The sequence below is a fragment of the Nitrobacter sp. TKz-YC02 genome (assembly GCF_049852135.1).
GTDB classification, from domain to species: domain Bacteria; phylum Pseudomonadota; class Alphaproteobacteria; order Rhizobiales; family Xanthobacteraceae; genus Nitrobacter; species Nitrobacter vulgaris.
The window spans coordinates 1,938,315-1,956,874 of the sequence record NZ_CP180728.1; the positions used below are offsets into that span (position 1 = coordinate 1,938,315).

The 18,560-nt window shown below is 59.6% G+C and carries 18 protein-coding genes; 14 read left to right on the forward strand and 4 right to left on the reverse strand.

Translation table 11 applies throughout. From position 1 onward, the window contains the following. Window positions 1–32: 32 nt before the first annotated feature. The 10 genes from ACM561_RS09135 (at window position 33) to aat (ending at window position 9,898) form a co-directional block, all read left to right on the forward strand. Complete coding sequence (locus tag ACM561_RS09135; protein WP_425909588.1) at window positions 33–1,436, forward strand: M48 family metalloprotease; 1,404 nt, start codon at window positions 33–35, stop codon at window positions 1,434–1,436. 38 nt (window positions 1,437–1,474) lie between these two features. After that, a complete protein-coding gene (locus ACM561_RS09140) occupies window positions 1,475–2,239 on the forward strand; it encodes a DsbA family protein (RefSeq protein WP_425909590.1) in 765 nt (254 codons plus the stop codon). Between the two features lie 168 nt (window positions 2,240–2,407). Continuing rightward, window positions 2,408–3,157 (forward strand): DUF1236 domain-containing protein, encoded by a 750-nt coding sequence (locus tag ACM561_RS09145; protein ID WP_425909592.1) that lies wholly within the window; start codon window positions 2,408–2,410, stop codon window positions 3,155–3,157. Between the two features lie 260 nt (window positions 3,158–3,417). After that, a complete protein-coding gene (aroQ, locus tag ACM561_RS09150; RefSeq protein WP_425909594.1) occupies window positions 3,418–3,879 on the forward strand; it encodes a type II 3-dehydroquinate dehydratase in 462 nt (153 codons plus the stop codon). Window positions 3,880–3,924: 45 nt separating this feature from the next. Beyond that, entirely contained in the window at window positions 3,925–4,407 is a 483-nt protein-coding gene (gene accB / locus ACM561_RS09155) for an acetyl-CoA carboxylase biotin carboxyl carrier protein (protein ID WP_425909596.1), read from the forward strand. 25 nt (window positions 4,408–4,432) lie between these two features. Continuing rightward, on the forward strand, window positions 4,433–5,788 hold the full coding sequence (gene accC / locus ACM561_RS09160; RefSeq protein WP_425909597.1) for an acetyl-CoA carboxylase biotin carboxylase subunit: 1,356 nt from the start codon (window positions 4,433–4,435) through the stop codon (window positions 5,786–5,788). Between the two features lie 127 nt (window positions 5,789–5,915). After that, window positions 5,916–7,454 carry a sensor histidine kinase gene (locus ACM561_RS09165; RefSeq protein WP_425909691.1) on the forward strand — a complete coding sequence of 513 codons (1,539 nt, stop codon included), beginning with the start codon at window positions 5,916–5,918 and terminating at the stop codon, window positions 7,452–7,454. After that, window positions 7,451–7,891, forward strand: coding sequence for a response regulator (locus ACM561_RS09170; RefSeq protein ID WP_425909599.1), 441 nt, complete (start codon window positions 7,451–7,453; stop codon window positions 7,889–7,891). The genes ACM561_RS09165 and ACM561_RS09170 overlap by 4 nt, the downstream gene beginning before the upstream one ends. Next, window positions 7,888–8,976, forward strand: a complete 1,089-nt coding sequence (locus ACM561_RS09175) for a sensor histidine kinase (protein ID WP_425909600.1) — start codon at window positions 7,888–7,890, stop codon at window positions 8,974–8,976. The genes ACM561_RS09170 and ACM561_RS09175 overlap by 4 nt, the downstream gene beginning before the upstream one ends. A 247-nt stretch (window positions 8,977–9,223) precedes the next feature. Beyond that, window positions 9,224–9,898, forward strand: coding sequence for a leucyl/phenylalanyl-tRNA--protein transferase (aat, locus tag ACM561_RS09180; RefSeq protein ID WP_425909602.1), 675 nt, complete (start codon window positions 9,224–9,226; stop codon window positions 9,896–9,898). 66 nt (window positions 9,899–9,964) lie between these two features. Here the strand turns inward: aat and ACM561_RS09185 are convergent, their stop codons facing one another. Next, entirely contained in the window at window positions 9,965–11,722 is a 1,758-nt protein-coding gene (locus ACM561_RS09185; protein WP_425909604.1) for a methyl-accepting chemotaxis protein, read from the reverse strand. A gap of 195 nt (window positions 11,723–11,917) precedes the next feature. Then, entirely contained in the window at window positions 11,918–12,856 is a 939-nt protein-coding gene (locus ACM561_RS09190) for a DUF2155 domain-containing protein (protein WP_425909693.1), read from the reverse strand. 427 nt (window positions 12,857–13,283) lie between these two features. On the opposite strand from ACM561_RS09190, the gene ACM561_RS09195 reads away from it, so the two are divergent. Beyond that, complete coding sequence (locus tag ACM561_RS09195; RefSeq protein WP_425909606.1) at window positions 13,284–15,044, forward strand: FecR domain-containing protein; 1,761 nt, start codon at window positions 13,284–13,286, stop codon at window positions 15,042–15,044. 46 nt (window positions 15,045–15,090) lie between these two features. Here the strand turns inward: ACM561_RS09195 and ACM561_RS09200 are convergent, their stop codons facing one another. Then, window positions 15,091–15,501: an NADH:ubiquinone oxidoreductase subunit NDUFA12 gene (locus ACM561_RS09200; RefSeq protein WP_425909608.1), complete on the reverse strand. Its 411-nt coding sequence runs from the start codon at window positions 15,499–15,501 to the stop codon at window positions 15,091–15,093. A 330-nt stretch (window positions 15,502–15,831) separates the two neighbouring features. Between ACM561_RS09200 and ACM561_RS09205 the strand changes: the two genes are divergently transcribed. After that, on the forward strand, window positions 15,832–16,113 hold the full coding sequence (locus ACM561_RS09205; RefSeq protein WP_425909610.1) for a GNAT family N-acetyltransferase: 282 nt from the start codon (window positions 15,832–15,834) through the stop codon (window positions 16,111–16,113). Window positions 16,114–16,247: 134 nt separating this feature from the next. Then, entirely contained in the window at window positions 16,248–16,517 is a 270-nt protein-coding gene (locus ACM561_RS09210; RefSeq protein ID WP_425904575.1) for a GNAT family N-acetyltransferase, read from the forward strand. Between the two features lie 109 nt (window positions 16,518–16,626). Here the strand turns inward: ACM561_RS09210 and ACM561_RS09215 are convergent, their stop codons facing one another. Continuing rightward, window positions 16,627–17,001 (reverse strand): DUF3597 domain-containing protein, encoded by a 375-nt coding sequence (locus ACM561_RS09215; protein ID WP_425904577.1) that lies wholly within the window; start codon window positions 16,999–17,001, stop codon window positions 16,627–16,629. 408 nt (window positions 17,002–17,409) lie between these two features. Here ACM561_RS09215 and ACM561_RS09220 point away from each other — a divergent pair, with 408 nt between their 5' ends. Further along, a complete protein-coding gene (locus ACM561_RS09220) occupies window positions 17,410–18,336 on the forward strand; it encodes a DUF2189 domain-containing protein (RefSeq protein ID WP_425904579.1) in 927 nt (308 codons plus the stop codon). The last annotated feature ends 224 nt before the right edge of the window (window positions 18,337–18,560 follow it).

Here is an 18,560-nt window from a genome sequence, read left to right on the forward strand (position 1 = left end):
CAATGATTCCGAAGGCAATGACTAAAGAAGAGATGACCAGGCGGCCCCTCACCTCCGCACGTCGTCGTGTCTCGAAGCTGATTACGCTGGTCACGGTCTGCGCGCTCGCGAGCACCTCTATTCCGGTCCATGCGCAGCAATCCAGCGGACTGCCGATGTTGCGGGACAGCGAGACGGAGCAACTGCTGCGCGACTATACGCGGCCGATCCTGAACGCGGCGGGGTTACAGAAGCACAACATTCAGATGGTCATCATCAACGACAAGTCATTCAATGCCTTTGTCGCCGACGGCCGCCGCATCTTCGTGAACTATGGCGCGATCATGCAATCGACCACGCCGAACCAACTGATCGGCGTGCTCGCGCACGAGACCGGACATCTCGCCGGTGGCCATCTGTCCAAGTTTCGCGAGCAGCTTGCTCGGACCCAGACTCAACTCATCATCGCAATGCTTCTCGGCGCCGGCGCTCTCGCCGCTGGGGCCGGCCGCGGAAGCAACAGCGCCGGCAGCAATATCGGCGCGGCCGCAATCAGCGCACCTCAGGAGATCGCGCGCCGAAGCCTGTTGGGCTACCAGCGCCAGCAGGAGGAAAACGCCGACCGCGCTGGCGTGAAATTCCTCAACGCCACCGGGCAATCCGCCCGGGGGATGTACGAAACCTTCAAGCGATTCACCGATGAAAGCCTGTTTGCTGCGCACGGCGCTGATCCGTACGTGCAGTCGCATCCGATGCCGGCCGACCGCGTCGCCGCGCTAGCGGAACTCGTCAAGACAAGTCCCAATTGGGACAAGAAGGACGATCCGGCGCTGCAGATGCGCCACGATATGGTACGTGCCAAGATATCGGCGTTCATGGAACGTGATGATACGGTATACCGGCGCTATCCGCGGTCCGACACCAGCCTGCCCGCCCGCTATGCACATGCTATCAGCACGTATCTGCACGGCGATCTTCGTTCGGCCATCGAGCAAATCGATGCGCTGATCAAGCAGCAACCCCAAAATCCCTATTTCCACGAGGTGCGTGGACAGGCCCTGCTCGAGGGAGGTCGTCCCGCGGAGGCCATCGCCCCGCTGCGGCTAGCCGTAAAGCTCTCGCATAACGCTCCGCTCATCGAAATGTTGCTGGGTCAGGCGCTCGTGGCCTCGAATAACAAGGCGAATGCCGACGAAGCCATCGCAATTTTGCGGGCAGCGCTGGCACGAGAGCCGGAGGCCCCGCTCGGTTATATGCAGCTTGCAATAGCTTACGGCCGCAAAGGCGACTATGCACAAGCTGATTTGGCTTCGGCTCAGGCTGCGTTTCTGCGCGGCGACAACAAGACAGCGCGAGAACTCGCATCACGCGCGAAAACCCGTTTCGCAATCGGCACTCCCGGATGGGTCAAGGCGGATGACATCGTCTCAGCCAAGCTCCCGGACAAGAAAGATTAGACGGCTCCGCCACGCTGCCCCTTTCAAAGGATTTGACAATGTCCTCTCTCCGTTTTCTCGCTCCCGCCCTTCTTGCGCTCGCGTTTGGCGTAGCGCCCGCCGCGTCTGCTCAGAGCTTCTCCGACAGCCAGCGCGGCGAGATTGAACAGATCGTAAAAAGCTATCTGCTCGCCCATCCCGAAGTCCTGGAAGAGGTTTCGACCGAACTCGGCAAGCGCCAAGCGGCTACCGAAGCGTTAAAGCATGAGGCCGCGGTCACGGAGAATGCGGACGCCATTTTCAACTCGCAGCGTGGCGTGACGCTCGGCAACAAAAACGGCGACGTCACCTTCGTCGAGTTCTTCGATTACAACTGCGGCTACTGCAAGCGCGCGATGATCGACATGCTTGAGCTTCTGAAGTCGGATCAAAAGCTCAAGATCGTGCTGAAGGAGTTTCCCGTGCTTGGCCAGAGTTCGGTTGAGGCTGCGCAGGTTGCCGTGGCGGCGCGAATGCAGGACCCCACTGGAAAAAAATACCTCGACTTCCATCAGAAGCTTCTGGGCGGCCGCGGCCAAGCGGATAAGTCGCGAGCGTTGGCCGCCGCCAAGGAAGCCGGATTCGACATCGCCAAGATCGAGAAGGATATGACAAGCCCCGAGGTGCGCGCCACGCTCGAGGAGAACTTCAAGCTTGCCGAGTCCATGGGCATGAATGGCACACCAAGCTACGTCATCGGCAAGCAAGTCGTCGTGGGCGCCGTGGGTCTCGAAAACCTCAAGGAGAAAATAAACACGGCGCGTTGTGGCAAGGCCTCCTGCTGATTGCTTGCTGCTGCTTCAAGGCAGCCGCTCTCGGTAGAATGTCGTTCGCACGCCGTCGCCCGTTCATCAGGCATTCATAAAACAATCTCCGGAAACCCGCATTTGCGCCGGAACATCGCTCCTCCTCGCGCCGTTGTTGAAGGCATCCCACACACTGAGGAGACAGCGATGACGAAACACTTTCTCGTATCAACCGCAGCGGCGGCGTTGATTGTTGGAACCGGATTTGCTTACGCGCAGGGCACAGGTATGAGCCAAGGTGCCGGCGGTGGATCAGCCGCTTCGCAAAGCTCACCGTCGACGCCCGGCTCGGCCGATCGGAACGTGCCGTCTCCGAGTTCCGACATGCAGGCGAAGCCGATGGACTCTTACGAAAAGACACCTCATGAAAATCGAGGCGCTCGGAGCGACATGGATCACGACAGGTCGAACTCCATGCGGTCGCAGAGCAGTGATCCCGGCAAATCTGAGAAGAACATGCGGAGCGAGGACCGCAATAGAAAGGACGAGAACCGAAACCAGCGGGCTGAGGACCGAGACGGAAAGTCCAAGGATCGCGATCGGAATTCCGCAGAGCGAACCGGAAGGGATTCGGACTCTTCCAAGAGCGCTGGCGACAGCAACAGGAAGTCAACCACGACCACGGGTCAGGCGAGTTCCGGCGCCAAGCTTTCGACCGAACAACGCAGCAAGATCACAACGGTCATCAGGAACGAAAGGGTTCAGCCAGTCACCAATGTCAATTTCTCGATTGCGGTTGGAACCCGGGTGCCGCGAACGGTGAATTTCTACCCTCTGCCAACGGCAATCGTTGACATTTATCCGGCCTGGAGCGGCTACCAGTTCTTCTTGGTCCGCAACGAGATTGTTGTCGTGGACCCGCACACTCTGGAGATCGTAGCGGTTCTGGATGCCTGATCTAAGTTCCTATTGGCGGCGCTGGTCCTCCATCCTGGACCCGCGCCGCGGGGAACCGCTCAACTAGGCGACGCCCACTCCGTTACCAGGTTCACGTTGGTTAACGAATAATTTCTGTATGTTCTAAATGATTCCTCGCGAATAGCATGAGGTATATTGAAGCCGAATCCGAGAGTGTTCAGGCTTCCCCTTGGCTCCCTTGTTACATATAACGACCCGAACCCCGGCGCGCAGCGGCGGAGACCGTTTCGGGAATTCAGATGGCCAAAACGATTTACGTGCTCAACGGCCCGAACCTTAATATGCTAGGGACGAGAGAGCCGGACACCTATGGCCGCGCCACCCTTGCTGACGTCGAAAAGCTTTGCACCGAAACGGCCACCGATTTTGGACTGGCTGCGGATTGCCGCCAGTCAAATCGTGAGGGCGAACTGATCGATTTCATCCACGAGGCTCATGCAAAACAGGCGGCCGGTATCGTCATCAACGCCGGCGGCTACTCGCACACCTCTATTGCACTTCATGACGCGCTCCTTGCCGTCAAAATTCCGACCGTCGAAGTTCATATCAGCAACATCCATGCGCGCGAGGACTTCCGACATCATTCCTTCACGGCCAAAGCTGCGTTCGCAAGCCTGTCCGGCTTCGGGATTGATGGCTACCGACTCGCGATCAATGGCCTTGCCGCCAAAATCGGTGCGGTGAGCTCGTCGAAAAAGTAACCCTGACATATCAGTCATTTTCCCAGAAAGTTTCGGATCGAGATCATGTCCCGCCAGCCCGGAGAACCTACAAAAATCAAAACCGGCAACGAACCGCGCGAGGAGAGCGATGTGATCCGCGAGCTCGCTGCGCTGCTCGACGAGACCAGGCTCACGGAAATTGAAATCGAGCGCGACGGACTTCGCGTACGTGTCGCACGCAATGTCACCGTCGGGGCGGCAGTACCGGCCGCCTATCAGGCTGCGCCCGCCCCTGCCGCCGCGCCGGCTGCGAGCGTTGCCGACATCAAGCATCCGGGCATGGTTCCTTCGCCAATGGTCGGAACGGTCTATTGGGCATCGGAACCCGGCGCCAAGCCCTTCATCGAGGTCGGCTCCAAGGTCGCCGCGGGTCAAACGCTGCTGATTATCGAAGCCATGAAGACCATGAACCAGATTCCGTCGCCGCGGTCGGGCACCGTCAAGCAGATTCTGGTCGAGGATGGTCAGCCCGTCGAGTTCGGCGAGCCGCTGGTCATCATTGAATGACGCCGTTCGAACCGCGGACGCAGTGATGTTCGACAAAATCCTGATAGCCAATCGCGGCGAGATCGCCCTGCGCATCCTGCGCGCCTGCAAGGAGCTGGGTATAGCGACCGTGGCGGTACATTCCACCGCCGATGCCGACGCCATGCATGTCCGGCTCGCGGACGAAAGCGTTTGTATCGGACCGCCGCCAACGAAGGACAGTTACCTCAACATCCCGGCGCTGCTGGCAGCCTGCGAGATCACTGGCGCCGATGCCGTACATCCCGGGTACGGCTTTTTGTCCGAGAACGCCCGTTTCGCCGAAATTCTCGCCGAGCATCACCTGCATTTCATTGGCCCCAAGGCCGAACACATTCGCCTCATGGGCGACAAGATCGAAGCCAAGAAGACCGCGAAGCGGCTCGGCATTCCGGTGGTCCCGGGCTCAGATGGCGGCATCGGTCCCGACGACGACGCCATGGCGATCGCCAACGCGATCGGCTTTCCCGTGTTGGTGAAGGCGGCCGCCGGCGGTGGAGGGCGCGGCATGAAAATCGCCAAGACACCCGACGACCTGATGATGGCGATCTCCGCGTCGGGGAACGAGGCCAGAGCGGCGTTCGGCGATGCCTCTGTCTATCTAGAGAAATATCTGCAGAAACCGCGTCACATCGAAATCCAGGTGCTTGGCGACGGCCGCGGCGGGGCCATTCATCTGGGAGAACGCGACTGCTCACTCCAGCGGCGTCACCAGAAGGTTTGGGAAGAAGGTCCCTCGCCCGCGCTGACGGCGGCGGCTCGAAACAAGATCGGTGAAACCGTTGCCAAGGCCATGAGTGAGATACGGTATCTCGGCGTCGGAACGGTCGAATTCCTATACGAGGACGGCAGGTTTTATTTCATCGAAATGAACACCCGCATTCAGGTCGAGCATCCGGTCACCGAGATGATCACCGACATCGATTTGGTGCTGGAGCAGATTCGCATCGCCGCCGGCGGCGACCTTCCCGCCACCCAGAAGGAAATCGTCGTGAACGGCCACGCGATCGAGTGCCGCATCAACGCAGAAAATCCCGTCACCTTCCGTCCCTCCCCCGGCAAAATCATGCAATTTCATCCGCCGGGCGGACTCGGCGTCCGGATCGATTCCGCCGTTTATCAGGGGTATGTGATCCCGCCCTATTACGACTCGCTGGTAGGCAAGCTGATCGTTCACGGCAAGACGCGCGCAGAATGCTTGATGCGGTTGCGCAGAGCACTCGACGAGATGGTCGTGGATGGTGTCGAGACCACCTTGCCCCTCTTCCGGGCGCTGGTCCGCGAGGCAAGCATTATCGACGGCGACTACCACATCCATTGGCTGGAGCAGTACCTCTCCAGCGGCGGTCTGACAGGAGCCTGAACCCACTCCGCCCGGACTGAAATTATGTAGGGCAGAAGTGCGGAACCGACTGCGGATTGAGACGTTTAGCAAATAGCCGGTAACCGCGCGGGGGCGATTCAGACTGTCTCGATCCGAACATGATGCGATCACGGTGCCGTCCACCAGATCGTCACGCACTACGCTTGGCCAACTGATCCTGCTGACGGCAGGTCTGGTGGTTCTGACGCTGATCAGTGCGATGTCCGTCTATTTTGTCAACAAGGCACGCCACGACGCACGCTGGGTTCTGCACAGCATGCAAATTGAGAATGAAATCTCGCTGGCCCTGTTACAGATGCGGCGTGCCGAAAGCGCGCAGCGCGGCTTCCTGCTGACGCAGAAACCGGAATTCCGCAGCGCATTCGAGGAAGCGAGCAGCCAGATTTCGCCGAGTTTCGAGCGGCTCAAAACGCTGACGATTGATAATCCCTATCAGCAGCAGCGGCTCCAGCAGATAATCCCGCAGACCTATCAACGGATCGAGGAGTTGCGGCGCGGCATCGACCTGACGCTGGCGAACCGGCAGAACGAAGCTGCCGAGATCGCGCGCCAGGAGGCCGGCCGTGACGCCATGGGGCATATCCGTAACCTCGCCAGCGAGATGCGGGCTGAGGAAAGTCGCCTGTTCTCGACGCGGGCGACATCAGCCGATGCCAGCCAGTCGCTCTCGGCATCGATCACCAGCATCGGTTCGGGACTGGTCGTGGTGTTCGCAGGGCTGTCGATCTTCTTGGTGCGACGCTCAAGCCGGGCGCGCGACGTCGCCGAAGCCCAGTTGCGCGATAACAATCTCAATCTCGAGTCCATCGTCGAGGAACGCACCAGCGACCTCCGCGAGGCCAATGAAGAAATCCAACGCTTCGCCTATATCGTCAGCCATGACCTGCGCTCGCCGCTGGTCAACATCATGGGCTTCACCAGCGAGCTCGAGGAACTGCGCGGCGACCTCTTCAAACGGATCGTAGACCTGAGCCGGCCCGACGGCCTCCCGCTTCCGGCGACGGAAGATTCAGCGGCTGCCATCGAACCGGTTCTCGACGAACCCGACAAGCAATTGTCACAGGATTTCACTGAGGCACTCGGGTTCATCAAGTCGTCGATCGCCAAGATGGACCGGCTGATCAGCGCGATCCTCAGCCTCACCCGCGAGGGCCGGCGCGAATTTCACCCCTCTGCGATCACCATGCGCGACCTGATCGAGAGCATTGCATCCACCGTGGCGCATCAGGCCGCCGAGGCCAACGCCCAGATCCGGGTCGAACCATTGCCGGATATTGTTAGCGACCGCATCGCGATCGAACAGATTTTCTCCAATCTGATCGACAATGCCTTGAAATACCTCAAATCTAATGTTCCCGGTGATATTGCTATCCGCGGTCGGCGTAAGCTCGGTTTTGCGATTTTCGAGATCACAGATAACGGCCGCGGCATCGATCCGAAGGACCACCAGCGTATTTTCGATCTGTTCCGCCGGGCGGGACCGCAGGATCGGCCAGGCCAGGGTATCGGTCTCGCACACGTCCGTGCATTGGTGCGAAGGCTCGGAGGAACCATATCGGTCTCGTCAGAGCTTAATACCGGCAGCACATTTACCGTTACGCTTCCTGTCGCATGGATCGGCACCAACCGGGACAAACAATCATGACCACGCCAGTCACCATCATCATGATCGAAGACGATGAGGGGCACGCCCGGCTGATTGAGCGCAATATTCGGCGTTCCGGTGTCAACAATGAGATCAAGCCGTTCAGCAACGGTACGGAAGCCGTCAACTACCTTTTTGGGGCGGATGGCAACGGTATGCCTCATAAGGGAGAGGCGCTGCTCATCCTGCTCGACCTTAATCTGCCTGACATGACCGGAATCGATATCCTGCGGCACGTGAAGGAAAACAAAGTTCTAAAGTGCGCACCAGTGATCGTGCTGACGACAACAGACGATTCTCAGGAAATCAAGCGTTGCTACGAACTCGGATGCAGCGTCTACATTACGAAGCCGGTGAACTACGACAGTTTCGCCAACGCGATCCGGCAACTCGGTCTGTTTTTCTCCATCATCCAGGTACCTCAGGCCACTCCATGAAACTCAAGCCTACCCTGTTGTACGTGGATGACGACAAGGCGCTCGCTCGCCTGGTGGAGCGCGGCCTGACGCGCCACGGATTTTGCGTGGAGCACGCGCCCGACGGCGAATCCGGGCTCGCACGCATCGCGCAAGGCGGCATCGATGTGATAGCGCTCGATCAATATATGCCTGGCCTCGACGGGTTGGAAACACTAAGACGGATTCTGGCAATTCCCGACGCGCCCCCCGTGGTGTTCGTCACCGCCTCGCAAGACTCAAAAATCGCAGTTACCGCGCTCAAAGCGGGCGCTGCCGACTATCTTGTCAAAGATACGCTCGGCGAATTCGTTCCGCTGTTGCACCTCGCGGCTGAAGTGGCGATCCGGCAAGCGCTCGTTCGAAAAGCGCGCGACGAGGCTGAAGCCGAGGTTCGCGCCTCGCGCGACCGCTATGCGGCGCTAGCCGCCGAGCGCGAGATGCTGCTGCGCGAGGTCAATCATCGCATCGGCAACAGCCTCCAGATCATCGCGTCGCTGCTTCACCTGCAAGCCAGTTCAAGCCCCGAGGAAGACATCAAGGCCGCCCTTACGAATGCAATGGGACGGGTGGCAGCAGTGGCGCAGGTGCATCGTCGGCTTTATACCTCACACGACCTGAAGAACGTCCTGCTCAACCAGTATCTTGAAGCTCTGCTCGAGGATCTCCGACGTTCCACCGAAGGCAACCAGCTATCACGTCTCGGCCTGAAGGCCCAACCGATCGAGATCGATCCCGATCGTGCCGTGGCCATCGGAATCATCGTCAACGAACTGGTGATGAATTCAGTCAAATACGCTTATCCCGATGGCCCCGGCCCCATCCACGTCGAACTCGCGACCAATGGGGATGATGTCGTGCTGTCAATCGCCGACGATGGTGTTGGCCTCAATGCCAAGACCGATCCGCGCTCGACCGGGATGGGCCAGCGGATCGTCTCCGCAATGGCGCAGAAGCTCGACGCTCAAGCCGAACGCGATCCCGCCCATGCAGGCACGCGTATCGTGTTGCGGTTCCGCCGGGGAATTCCACCAGTCACAGAACCCTTATCTGCGACCGCGGCCTGAGCACGGCAGCACCAAACCGCAAACGCGCCTGCACCTGGCGTCTGATTCAAAACGGCGCTCAATTCGTTTCCACAGAATTAGAAGCGAACTGCATGTTTTCATTCAGGCAAGGCAAATAGCGCGATCAAAAACACTGTGCAGTATCCGCTTGTTCGAGCGGGATCTGTTGGCAAACAGTCTGGACTTTTGGACGCGCTTTAGCAGATTATCGACGCGATAGACTTAGAGCTCTGCTATAAGACTCTGGATGTCCCGCGAGACCGCCTCGTCCGAGATCACGCCCGAACTGCTGCTGCGCGCTTATGCCTGCGGCATTTTTCCGATGGCGGAAAGTGTCGACGATCCGACGCTCTTCTGGGTCGAGCCGAAGATGCGCGGCGTCATTCCGCTCGAGAGCTTCCGAGTCCCGTCGCGGCTCGCGCGCACCGTCCGATCAGACAGTTTCACCGTGACCATCGATACAGCCTTCGACGCGGTGATCGACGGCTGCGCCGCGCCACAACCTGGACGCGACAATACCTGGATCAACCGTCGTATTCGCGAACTCTATGTAGGTCTGCACGAACTCGGCCATTGTCACAGTGTCGAGGTCTGGCAAAATGACCAACTCGCGGGAGGCCTCTATGGCGTCAGGCTCGGCCGCGCGTTTTTTGGGGAGAGCATGTTCCATGTCGCGCGGGATGCGTCGAAGGTCGCGCTCGTGCATCTGGTCGCCCGATTGATCGCGGGAGGCTTCGTCTTGCTCGACACCCAATTTGTGACCGACCATCTGCGCGGATTCGGTGCAATTGAAATCCCGCGCCGGCGCTACCGGGCCTTATTGGATGTTGCGCTGGAAGGCGACGCCGATTTCGGGACGCTGCCGCTTGACCGGCCGGTGCCAGGCACCGAAGCGCTCCGGATTATCGCCGGCCGCGGGTGACATCTTCGGCACTTGCCATCGACCGCACTGGAACGCCTTTGGCGCGCCCAGCGCGTGGCAGTGTCTTTACGCAGCTCGAACTGAATTCAGGAATTTCCCGACTTCGAGCTTAAGCCGGTTTCCGTCACTGGACAGTGACTGCGCCGCCGATAACACCTGTGACGAGGCTGTGCCTGTTTCCGCCGCACCGCGCCGTACGTCGGCAATGTTGGAAGATACCTGCTGGGTCCCTTGTGAGGCCTGCTGCACGTTCCGCGAGATTTCTTGCGTCGCAGCCCCTTGTTCTTCCACCGCTGCCGCGATGATCGAGGCAATATCCGAGAGCTTCTCGATCGTGCCGCCGATCTCCCTGATGGCATCGACCGAGTGCTGCGTCGCGGCCTGGATGCCTGAAATTTGCTGGCCGATCTCGCCGGTGGCTTTCGCGGTCTGCTCGGCGAGCGCCTTCACCTCGGAAGCAACCACCGCAAAGCCCCGGCCAGCCTCGCCCGCCCGAGCCGCCTCGATAGTAGCGTTGAGGGCAAGCAGGTTTGTCTGACCTGCAATTGTGTTGATCAGCTCAACGACCTCTCCTATGTGGCCCGCGGCACGAGACAGCTCACCGACGCGATCATTGGTTTTGCGGGCTTGGTCGACTGCTTCATTCGCAATGCGCGCTGATTCCTGCACCTGACGGCCGATCTCGGTGACGGACGATGCCAACTCTTCGGTTGCGGCGGCAACTGAATGAACGTTGGTCGATGCTTCCTCGGAAGCAGCCGCAACCGTCGTTGTCAGGTGCTGGGCTCGCTCGGCTGTGGACGTCAGCGTACTGGCCGAGGCTTCCAGTTCGGTCGAGGCGGACGCGACTGTTTCGACGATCTCGCCTATGGCAGCTTCGAACGAATTGGCCAGCTTGATCATGTCGGCCTTCCGCTGCTGGGTGGCAATCTCGTCTTGATTCCTCTTCGCTTCGGCTTCCTCGCGAGCCTTCTGCTCGGACACAACCTTGAACCTCTCGACGGCGGCAGCGACGGCGCCAACTTCGTCCTTGCGGCCAAGTCCTGGCAGCACGACCGAGAAATTGCCTTCGGCCAGTTCCAGCATGGATTTGGTCAGCGCCGAGATCGGTTTGGCAATAGTGACGATCGACAAGACGCAGGCGCCGATTAGCAGCAGTGCAACCGCGACACCGAGTATCATCGAGATCCGTTCAGCCGACGCTCCTTCGCGTGCCGCCGCTGCTTTTTCCTCTTCAACGCGCCCCGTGGCGAACTCGACGACCTTCTCCGAGACTTCGGCCAACTCCTTCGCTGTCGGTAGGGCGACTTCCTTCGTCAGTCGGACAGCCTCATTCTCAAGCTTGGCAAGCCCCGCACCGACATCCACCTTCATGTCGGCACCCTGTTTTGCTTCGATCTCCAGCAATTCGCCGCGAGCTGCGCCAATCGGCTTTGCCGCATTGTTCAGATACTGGTCGGCAAGCTGATTCATCTTCTCAAGTCTCGCACGGTTTTCGGCCGACTTCGAAAGCTTAAGGGCTTCACTGATGAATCCTCGTGCAGCCTTGTAATGATTAACGACATCTTCTTGTGCGGCCAGCAGCTGCGCCCGCGTGCTTGCGAGACGAATATCACGGACTCCGATCATCATGCCGCGAGTCGATGATTTCGCTTCGATGCCTTTCATTGCGAGCAGATTCTGATTTTCTGCTTTCTCGTTGGCTTGGCGCACCGCATCGCTACCGCTCATCTGAGCATAGATCAGTGCGACAACCATGACGACGCTGAGCAACGATGTGATCGCGAGCTTTGTGCCGATTCGCAGATTCTCGATGAAACGCATCGTAAGTAGCTCCAGAAAATTAGGCTGCGGCACTCGTATGGGCTGATTGGCAATGTTTCGAATCGCCGACGATAATGGGCCGATCGGAGCAATAGGCCCTCAGATGCGAATAAATCGTTATAGCAACGGACGGACCACGAGAGCGCCACCCAAAATTGCCTCCCGGCCGGCCAACCGTAGTTGAGGCTTTCAGGACTATCGCCCGAACGGCGGGAACGAAGGATTGCCCTGCGGTTGCCTTTGTGGCGGAGGCGATGGCGCCGGTTGGGATGGCGGTGCCGGCTGACGCGACTGGCGCGCGGATGGCCGTGGGCGCTTGGTCGAAGGCGGCGCGGGCTTCGGCTCATCCGGCTGCGCGGCGATAACAGTCGTCTCCGGATCCTTGCAGTCGGTCAACCAGACGTCATAGATCGGATGCTCGACGCCATGCAGGCCCGGGCTTGACGCGAACATCCAGCCGGAGAAAATCCGCTTCACCTCGCCCTGAAGCGTAATCTCATCGACCTCGACAAAGGCGTCAGTATTAGCGGCTTCGGTCGCGGGCCGCGTATAGCAAGCGTTGGTCTTCACCCGCAGCGCGCCGAACTGCACCGTTTCTCCGACATCCGCATCGAAATGGATGATGCGGCCAGTGATCTTGTCGAGGCCGGAAAATGCCGCCTTCTTGTTCACAACCTTCTCGGCCGGGGCCTCGGTGACGACCTCGTCGCCGGGTTGCAGCGTGGCCGGCGTTGGCGGCGCCGGTCGCGTGGAACTCTGTTCGGGAGCCTTAGGAGGTGAAGGCGGCGCGACGGCTACGCCACCTGGAGCATTGCCACTTGGGGCATTCTGCGGAACCACGGTGGTGCCGGGCGGCGGCGGCAGTGGCTGGGACTGAACCGGGCCGGGCGGTGGAGCACCTTGCCCCGGCGCAGGATGCATCGGCGCCGGCAGTACCCGTCCTTGTTGCGGCAAGTCGGGCACTTCTTCCTCGTCGTCCTCAGGCGCGACCTGACCCTGTGGAATTGCGCCGGGCGGACGCGGCGGAGAGTCTGAAAAAATATTACCAATTTGGGCGTGCGCAGAAGGCGCGGCAACGACGAGGGCAGCGCTCGCAAAAGCTGAACAACCGGCTATAACAATAGTTCGAAACATCATGCGCGGCTTTGTGAGGCTCGAATCAGGGCCGGACCATTGTACAGGGATTAAAGGCTCCGAGCCGCTCGCAGCATCCGGTTAACACGTCGATTGCGGCGGGGAAAGGGCGGCCTGCTCCGCGTCCACTGACGGCTGCTGCAGTGCGCTTTCCCCATCGAGTAACTGGTCGCGCGGAACGCAGATACAGACGACACCGAGGGGCGAACCGCTGTCCCCTTTAGTGCCGGATCGGCGCCACCCGCAAGGCGGGTGGCACGCCCCACTCCGCAGGTTCTGAGGATGCAGGTGCTCAGCGTGGATTTACGGCAACAGACGCGATCAATCGCTCGTATAGGGTTTTTGAGAGGATCGGAGGTTAGCGCATTCCGATTATTCAAGGTTATACTTGCCCCGGGTTTGTCAGTTTTGAGTGTCGGGAATTGCCATGAGCCGGACGGGGGGGCTTTATATCGCGATGACGGCGGCTGCGCTGGCGCTCGGGGGCGCAACGGTGCAGGCTCAGCAGGTCGGCACTGCATCGGCAGTCAACCCTGCCGCAACCGCCAACCTGAAAACCATCGTCATCGGCCAATCGATTGCCCACAAGGAACACATCCAGACCAAGGCTAGCGGCTCGGTGCAGTTGCTGTTCCTCGACAAGACCTCGATGACCATCGGTCCGAACAGCGACCTCACAATCGATGAATACGTCTATGACCCGAAAGCCAACACCGGCAAGCTGGCGGCAACTCTCGGCAAGGGAGCGCTGCGTTTCGTAGGTGGCCAGATCAGCCACAACGGCGATGCCGAGATCAAGACCGCGTCGGCTTTGATCGGCATTCGTGGCGGCGTGATGATGACCGACGGAAAAGGCGGCATCTATTCCGGCTACGGCACAATGACCGTCACGTCCGGCGGCCGGTCCGTCGCACTGGGCGCCGGCGAGTTCACCCAGACGCAAGCGGGAGCCCCCCCAACACCACCCGACCTACCGCCGCCAGGGTTCGTGCAGCAGCAGATAGCGGTCTTCCAGAGCGCGTCCGGTCAAACGGGCGGCGTCCGCGCAGGCGCAGCATCGGCGAAGAATATTGCGACGGCCGCGCAAAGAGCGACAGGGTCCTCCAACGGAATGGTGACCGGATCGGGTGCTCCTCCCACTCCCGCTCCGCCCCCTATTGTCGAGCAACTCAGCGCAATCTCGTCAGCCTTTACCCAGTCGATCCAGATCTCCAATCAGGCGGAGGCGGTGCAACAGATCGCACAGGATCAGCTTCCGGACCATTCACCGCCGGATAATCACAACCCTCTACCGACGGACAACAACACTCCCCCGCCCAACGCGCGGCCGTCGGTGACGCTGCGCGGATATGCCGGCGGACTGTACATCGTCACTGGCAATCAGACCTCGGTAACCGGTACATCCGAAATCACCCTCGACGCCGCCAATAATCGCGTTCAGGGAAACCTGGATATCTACGCATTCGACTCGAGAAATCCGTTCACGCAGCTTGCCGGCACGTTTCACGCGCTGTTCGAGTTCGGATCGAAAGGATCGAGCGGTCCGGCCAACAGCGCTTACGTAGACTACAACAATTTCTACGCGAACACGCCCAACAACAGTGTTGTCAACGGCGTACCGGTTAACGGCGTGATGGTGTCAGCCAACGGCGCAGCCACCAGCCAGATCGTCAACGGCGCAATTCCGAACCTGACGCCCTGTCAGTGCGAGTATACGCGCTGGGGTTTCTGGTCGGTCGAATCGACGAGCGCTCATCCGAACAACACAGCCCAAACCCCGCGCGAAGTCCTCGTGGGCACCTGGGTCGCCGGCCGGCCAGTGGGCAGCATTGGCGATGTCCCAACGATAGGCCAAGCAACCTATACCGGACACGTCATTGCCAACGTAAATGATGGGAGCTTCGTCGCCGGCGGTTTCTCCAACACCGTCGATTTCGCAGCGCGCACCGGAGCGGTGAGCGTGACCAATCTCGACAACACCAACTATTCCGGCAACGTTAATTTCAACACCGACCCACGCAATTTCGGCGGTACGATCGCCGGTAACAACAACAATCGTAGTATGACCCTGCAAGGCAGCTTCTTCCAGGGTCCGAGCAGTCCGGTCGGCGAAATGGGCGGGCGCGTTGGGATTTCGGGAGACAACAATTATCTCGGCAGCGGCATTTTCGCGGCCACCAAGCGCTGACAGCGCATACTCGCATGACCGGCATCACCGCGTTGATGCCGGTTTTCTACTGCCCCGGTGTCCAGGGCTGGTAATCGCCGGTCGCCTTCGGACGGCGGCCGCTCGCTAGCGTCGAGCCGGACGGTCGATAGGCTGCCGGCGTCCCGGTCATGTTCGGCACATGCGGCTTCTGCCATTCGCGCGGCTGATAGTTCTCTTTGGTAGGTGGAACATCCACGACGTGATGAATCCAGCCATGCCATTCGGGCGGAATGCGGCTGGCTTCCGCAAGGCCATTGTAGATCACCCAGCGCCGCTCGAAGCCAAGCGTCGGGTCGATCTTCCCGCCCCGCGTCCGGTAATAGCAGTTACCTTGGCTGTCCTTGCCGACCAGTTCACCAAATCGCGCGGTCCAAAGTTGCGTACCGAAGGTCTGGCTATTCCACCAGGTAAAGAGTTTGAGGAAAAACTGCTTCATTGCCGCAAATCCGTCGCGGGAGTTTCACGGACCCTCCGCAAGGGTTCGCATTTCGACAGGTTTGATGCCATCCCGCCGAGGTCTTGTCCAGCCAACCGCGGCCAAATAGCGCGACCTAGGGTCCGCCGGCAGCACCAAAGGGTCCAAATTTGCGGGTTGCACTTCGGCTAACACGCCTTTACCCAACCCTCCTCATCCAAGCGTGGTCTGGCGTCATCCAAGGCGAGCAATGGCGCAGAAATGACAAGCCGCAGGTGTTCTGCGGCTGTTGACTGGTCCACTAAAACTTTGAATGTTGCCTCTCAGGCATAAAGAACAAAAGGCTGTGAAATGTCCAAAGTCGTCAACAACATGGAAAAGCATCGCTACGAACTCGAAGTGGACGGGCATATCGCTGCAACCTACTATCGATTTCTGGACGGGGTTCTGGTCTTCACGCACACCAAGGTGCCGCCCGAACTCGAAGGCAAGGGCATCGGCTCAGAGCTGGTGAAGGGCGCGCTGGATCAGGTACGCGCGGATAAATTCAGGGCTAGCGCTCAATGCCCCTTCGTGAAGGCGTGGCTCGAGAAAAATCCGGATTATGCCGATCTGCTGAGGCCGAATTTGTGAGAAGGCGCGAGGCCTCGTCTCGAAGAGTGCTCAGGTCAGATTTTGGGTCTCGCAACATGTGTCGCCACCAGATGAAGCAGCGCGCCGTGGCGGGGAACTGAGGGTGGCGGGACCGAAGGGATTTGAGCGCAGGAATGACCGCCGTCAACGACAACAAAGCCCTGAGCCGGTTTGAACTTGAAGCCGAAGGCGGCGTTGCTTTCGCAAAGTACCGCCTTGCGCCCGGTATGGTCGTCATCACTCACACAGAAGTGCCACGCGAACTGCGCGGCGGCATCGCCTCGACGTTGGTGAAGGGCGCGCTGACGCTGATCCGGGCCGATGACCTCAAGGTTGCAGCCCGCTGCGGGTTCGTGGCCGCTTATCTCGACAAGCATCCGGAAGAAGCCGACCGAGTGGAATGAGGCCGCATCTAACGCATGCGTTCGCAGCCTCATCAAAACGCACGCCTTTCTCTCATCGAGACGACGTGTCCATCGGCGGACCGTCCAGAGTGCGCGCTCTTCTATCCTATCAGTGCTTCATGTCGGGAGGCAACTTGCCACCGTTAGCTGCCAGTTGAGCCATCATCTGCTTATGCAGCCAGATGTTCATCGCCGCGGAATCGTTGGTGTCGCCCGGGTATTTCAGGTCCTTTGCCAGTTCCTTGCGAGCACTCAGGCTGGAGTCGACATCAAGCGCCTTCATCAGATCAACGATTGAAGTCCGCCATGCCAGCTTTTCCTTCTTGGCGGCGACGGCTTTGTCGAGAATGGCCGCGACGTCGACGCCCTTCGATGCCGAGCCCTCTGACGAGGGCGCAGCGCCGCTACCAGCTTCACCTGTCGGTGTTGCCGCTTCGGCGTGCGTGCCGAAGACGGCGCTCATGATCTTTCCAAATATGCTCATTGTGCCGCTCCCAATTGCTTCAGTCTTTGAACCAAATTCGCGGTGGAACCGCGCGTCTGTTTCCGCCGGATCGCCAAAAGACTAACCGGCTCACTGTGGCTTGCCAATGCGGACAATGCTGGAAGCGCAGTCGGCGCCAGTTTCACACTCCCTGCAACAACAAAAACGGCAGGTAAGCAGTCGAACCAACGTGTGCGCGGCATGCCGGTCACCCGGGCGCAGAGTGACATCAAAATTCACTCAACCGTGAGCAACTAAAATCGCAGATCGGAATTAGAATGGTCTTACAGGTCGCGGCAAGACCAGGTTGCTTGCCCTTGCGTCTGGTCTTGATCGTGATCGTTTCCGAGGGGCGAACTCGCGCCTTCCGGCGGCCAGAGATCGACCCGCGAAAGGGAGACAACGAACATGGCCACTTATCCTGTTGACATTACGTCACACTCGGGAATGGCCGGCGCAGACAGACCTGTGGTCCGTCACATCGGCTTACCCGACCTCCTCGATGCGTTGAGGCTGGGCTGGGAAGACTTCAAAGCGGTTCCCAGCCACGCCATCGTTCTTTGCGTTATCTATCCCATAATTGGCATTGTTTTAGCGCGAATAGCGCTTGGCTACTCGGTCCTACCGCTCCTGTTTCCGGTCGCCGCCGGTTTTGCCCTGATCGGGCCATTTGCGGCGCTAGGACTTTATGAACTGAGCTATCGGCGCGAACTCGGCCAAGAAGCCTCCGCCTGGCATGCGTTCGGCGTGCTACGGGCGCCGTCGTTTGGATCGATGCTTGGACTGGGCGGCTTGCTCCTAGTCATTTTCTTCGTGTGGGTGGCAGTGGCTCACGCGATCTACGTGTCCACCTTCGGTAACACTCCGGCAGCGGCAATTCCCGATTTCTTCACGCAGGTCTTCGCCACGTCCGAGGGCTGGCGCATGATCATGATCGGTGTCGGCGTCGGGTTCCTGTTCGCAGCCGTCGCGCTGTGCATCAGCATTGTATCGTTCCCGCTGATGCTTCATCAACACGCTGACATGAGCGATGCCATGCTGACGTCAATGCGCGTGGTAGCGAAGAATCCAATCGCAGCCGCGGAATGGGGTCTGATCGTTGCTGTCTTGCTGACGCTCGGGTCGATTCCCTTCTTCCTTGGCCTCACGATCGTCATGCCGTTGCTGGGTCATGCGACGTGGCATCTCTATCGCAAAGCGATCGAGAGCCCTTTGACGTCGTCAGCACACGAGCCTCCGGAAACGGAGAAAGAAAAGCGCTACGCGGCCGATTTCCCGTCCGTCTTGTTGCCCCCATACGGGCGCAAGCACCGGTTCTTCGACAGTTCGGATTGACGGAAAGACGCTCGTTCTCGCAAGGCTGTCTCGGTGTCAGGAGCTTTTGAACTCGCTCGCTGGCCAACCGAGGCAGCCGCTGCGTTCCACAGTCAGCATTCCTGGTAGACCGGATCCGGACGCGAATACCGTCCACGCGTTGCAAGTGCCAGATCAGCATCCATTTCTGTTCCCGATCCAAAACGGGATCATACAAGGAAACGAGAGTGCCGTCGCGGTTACTC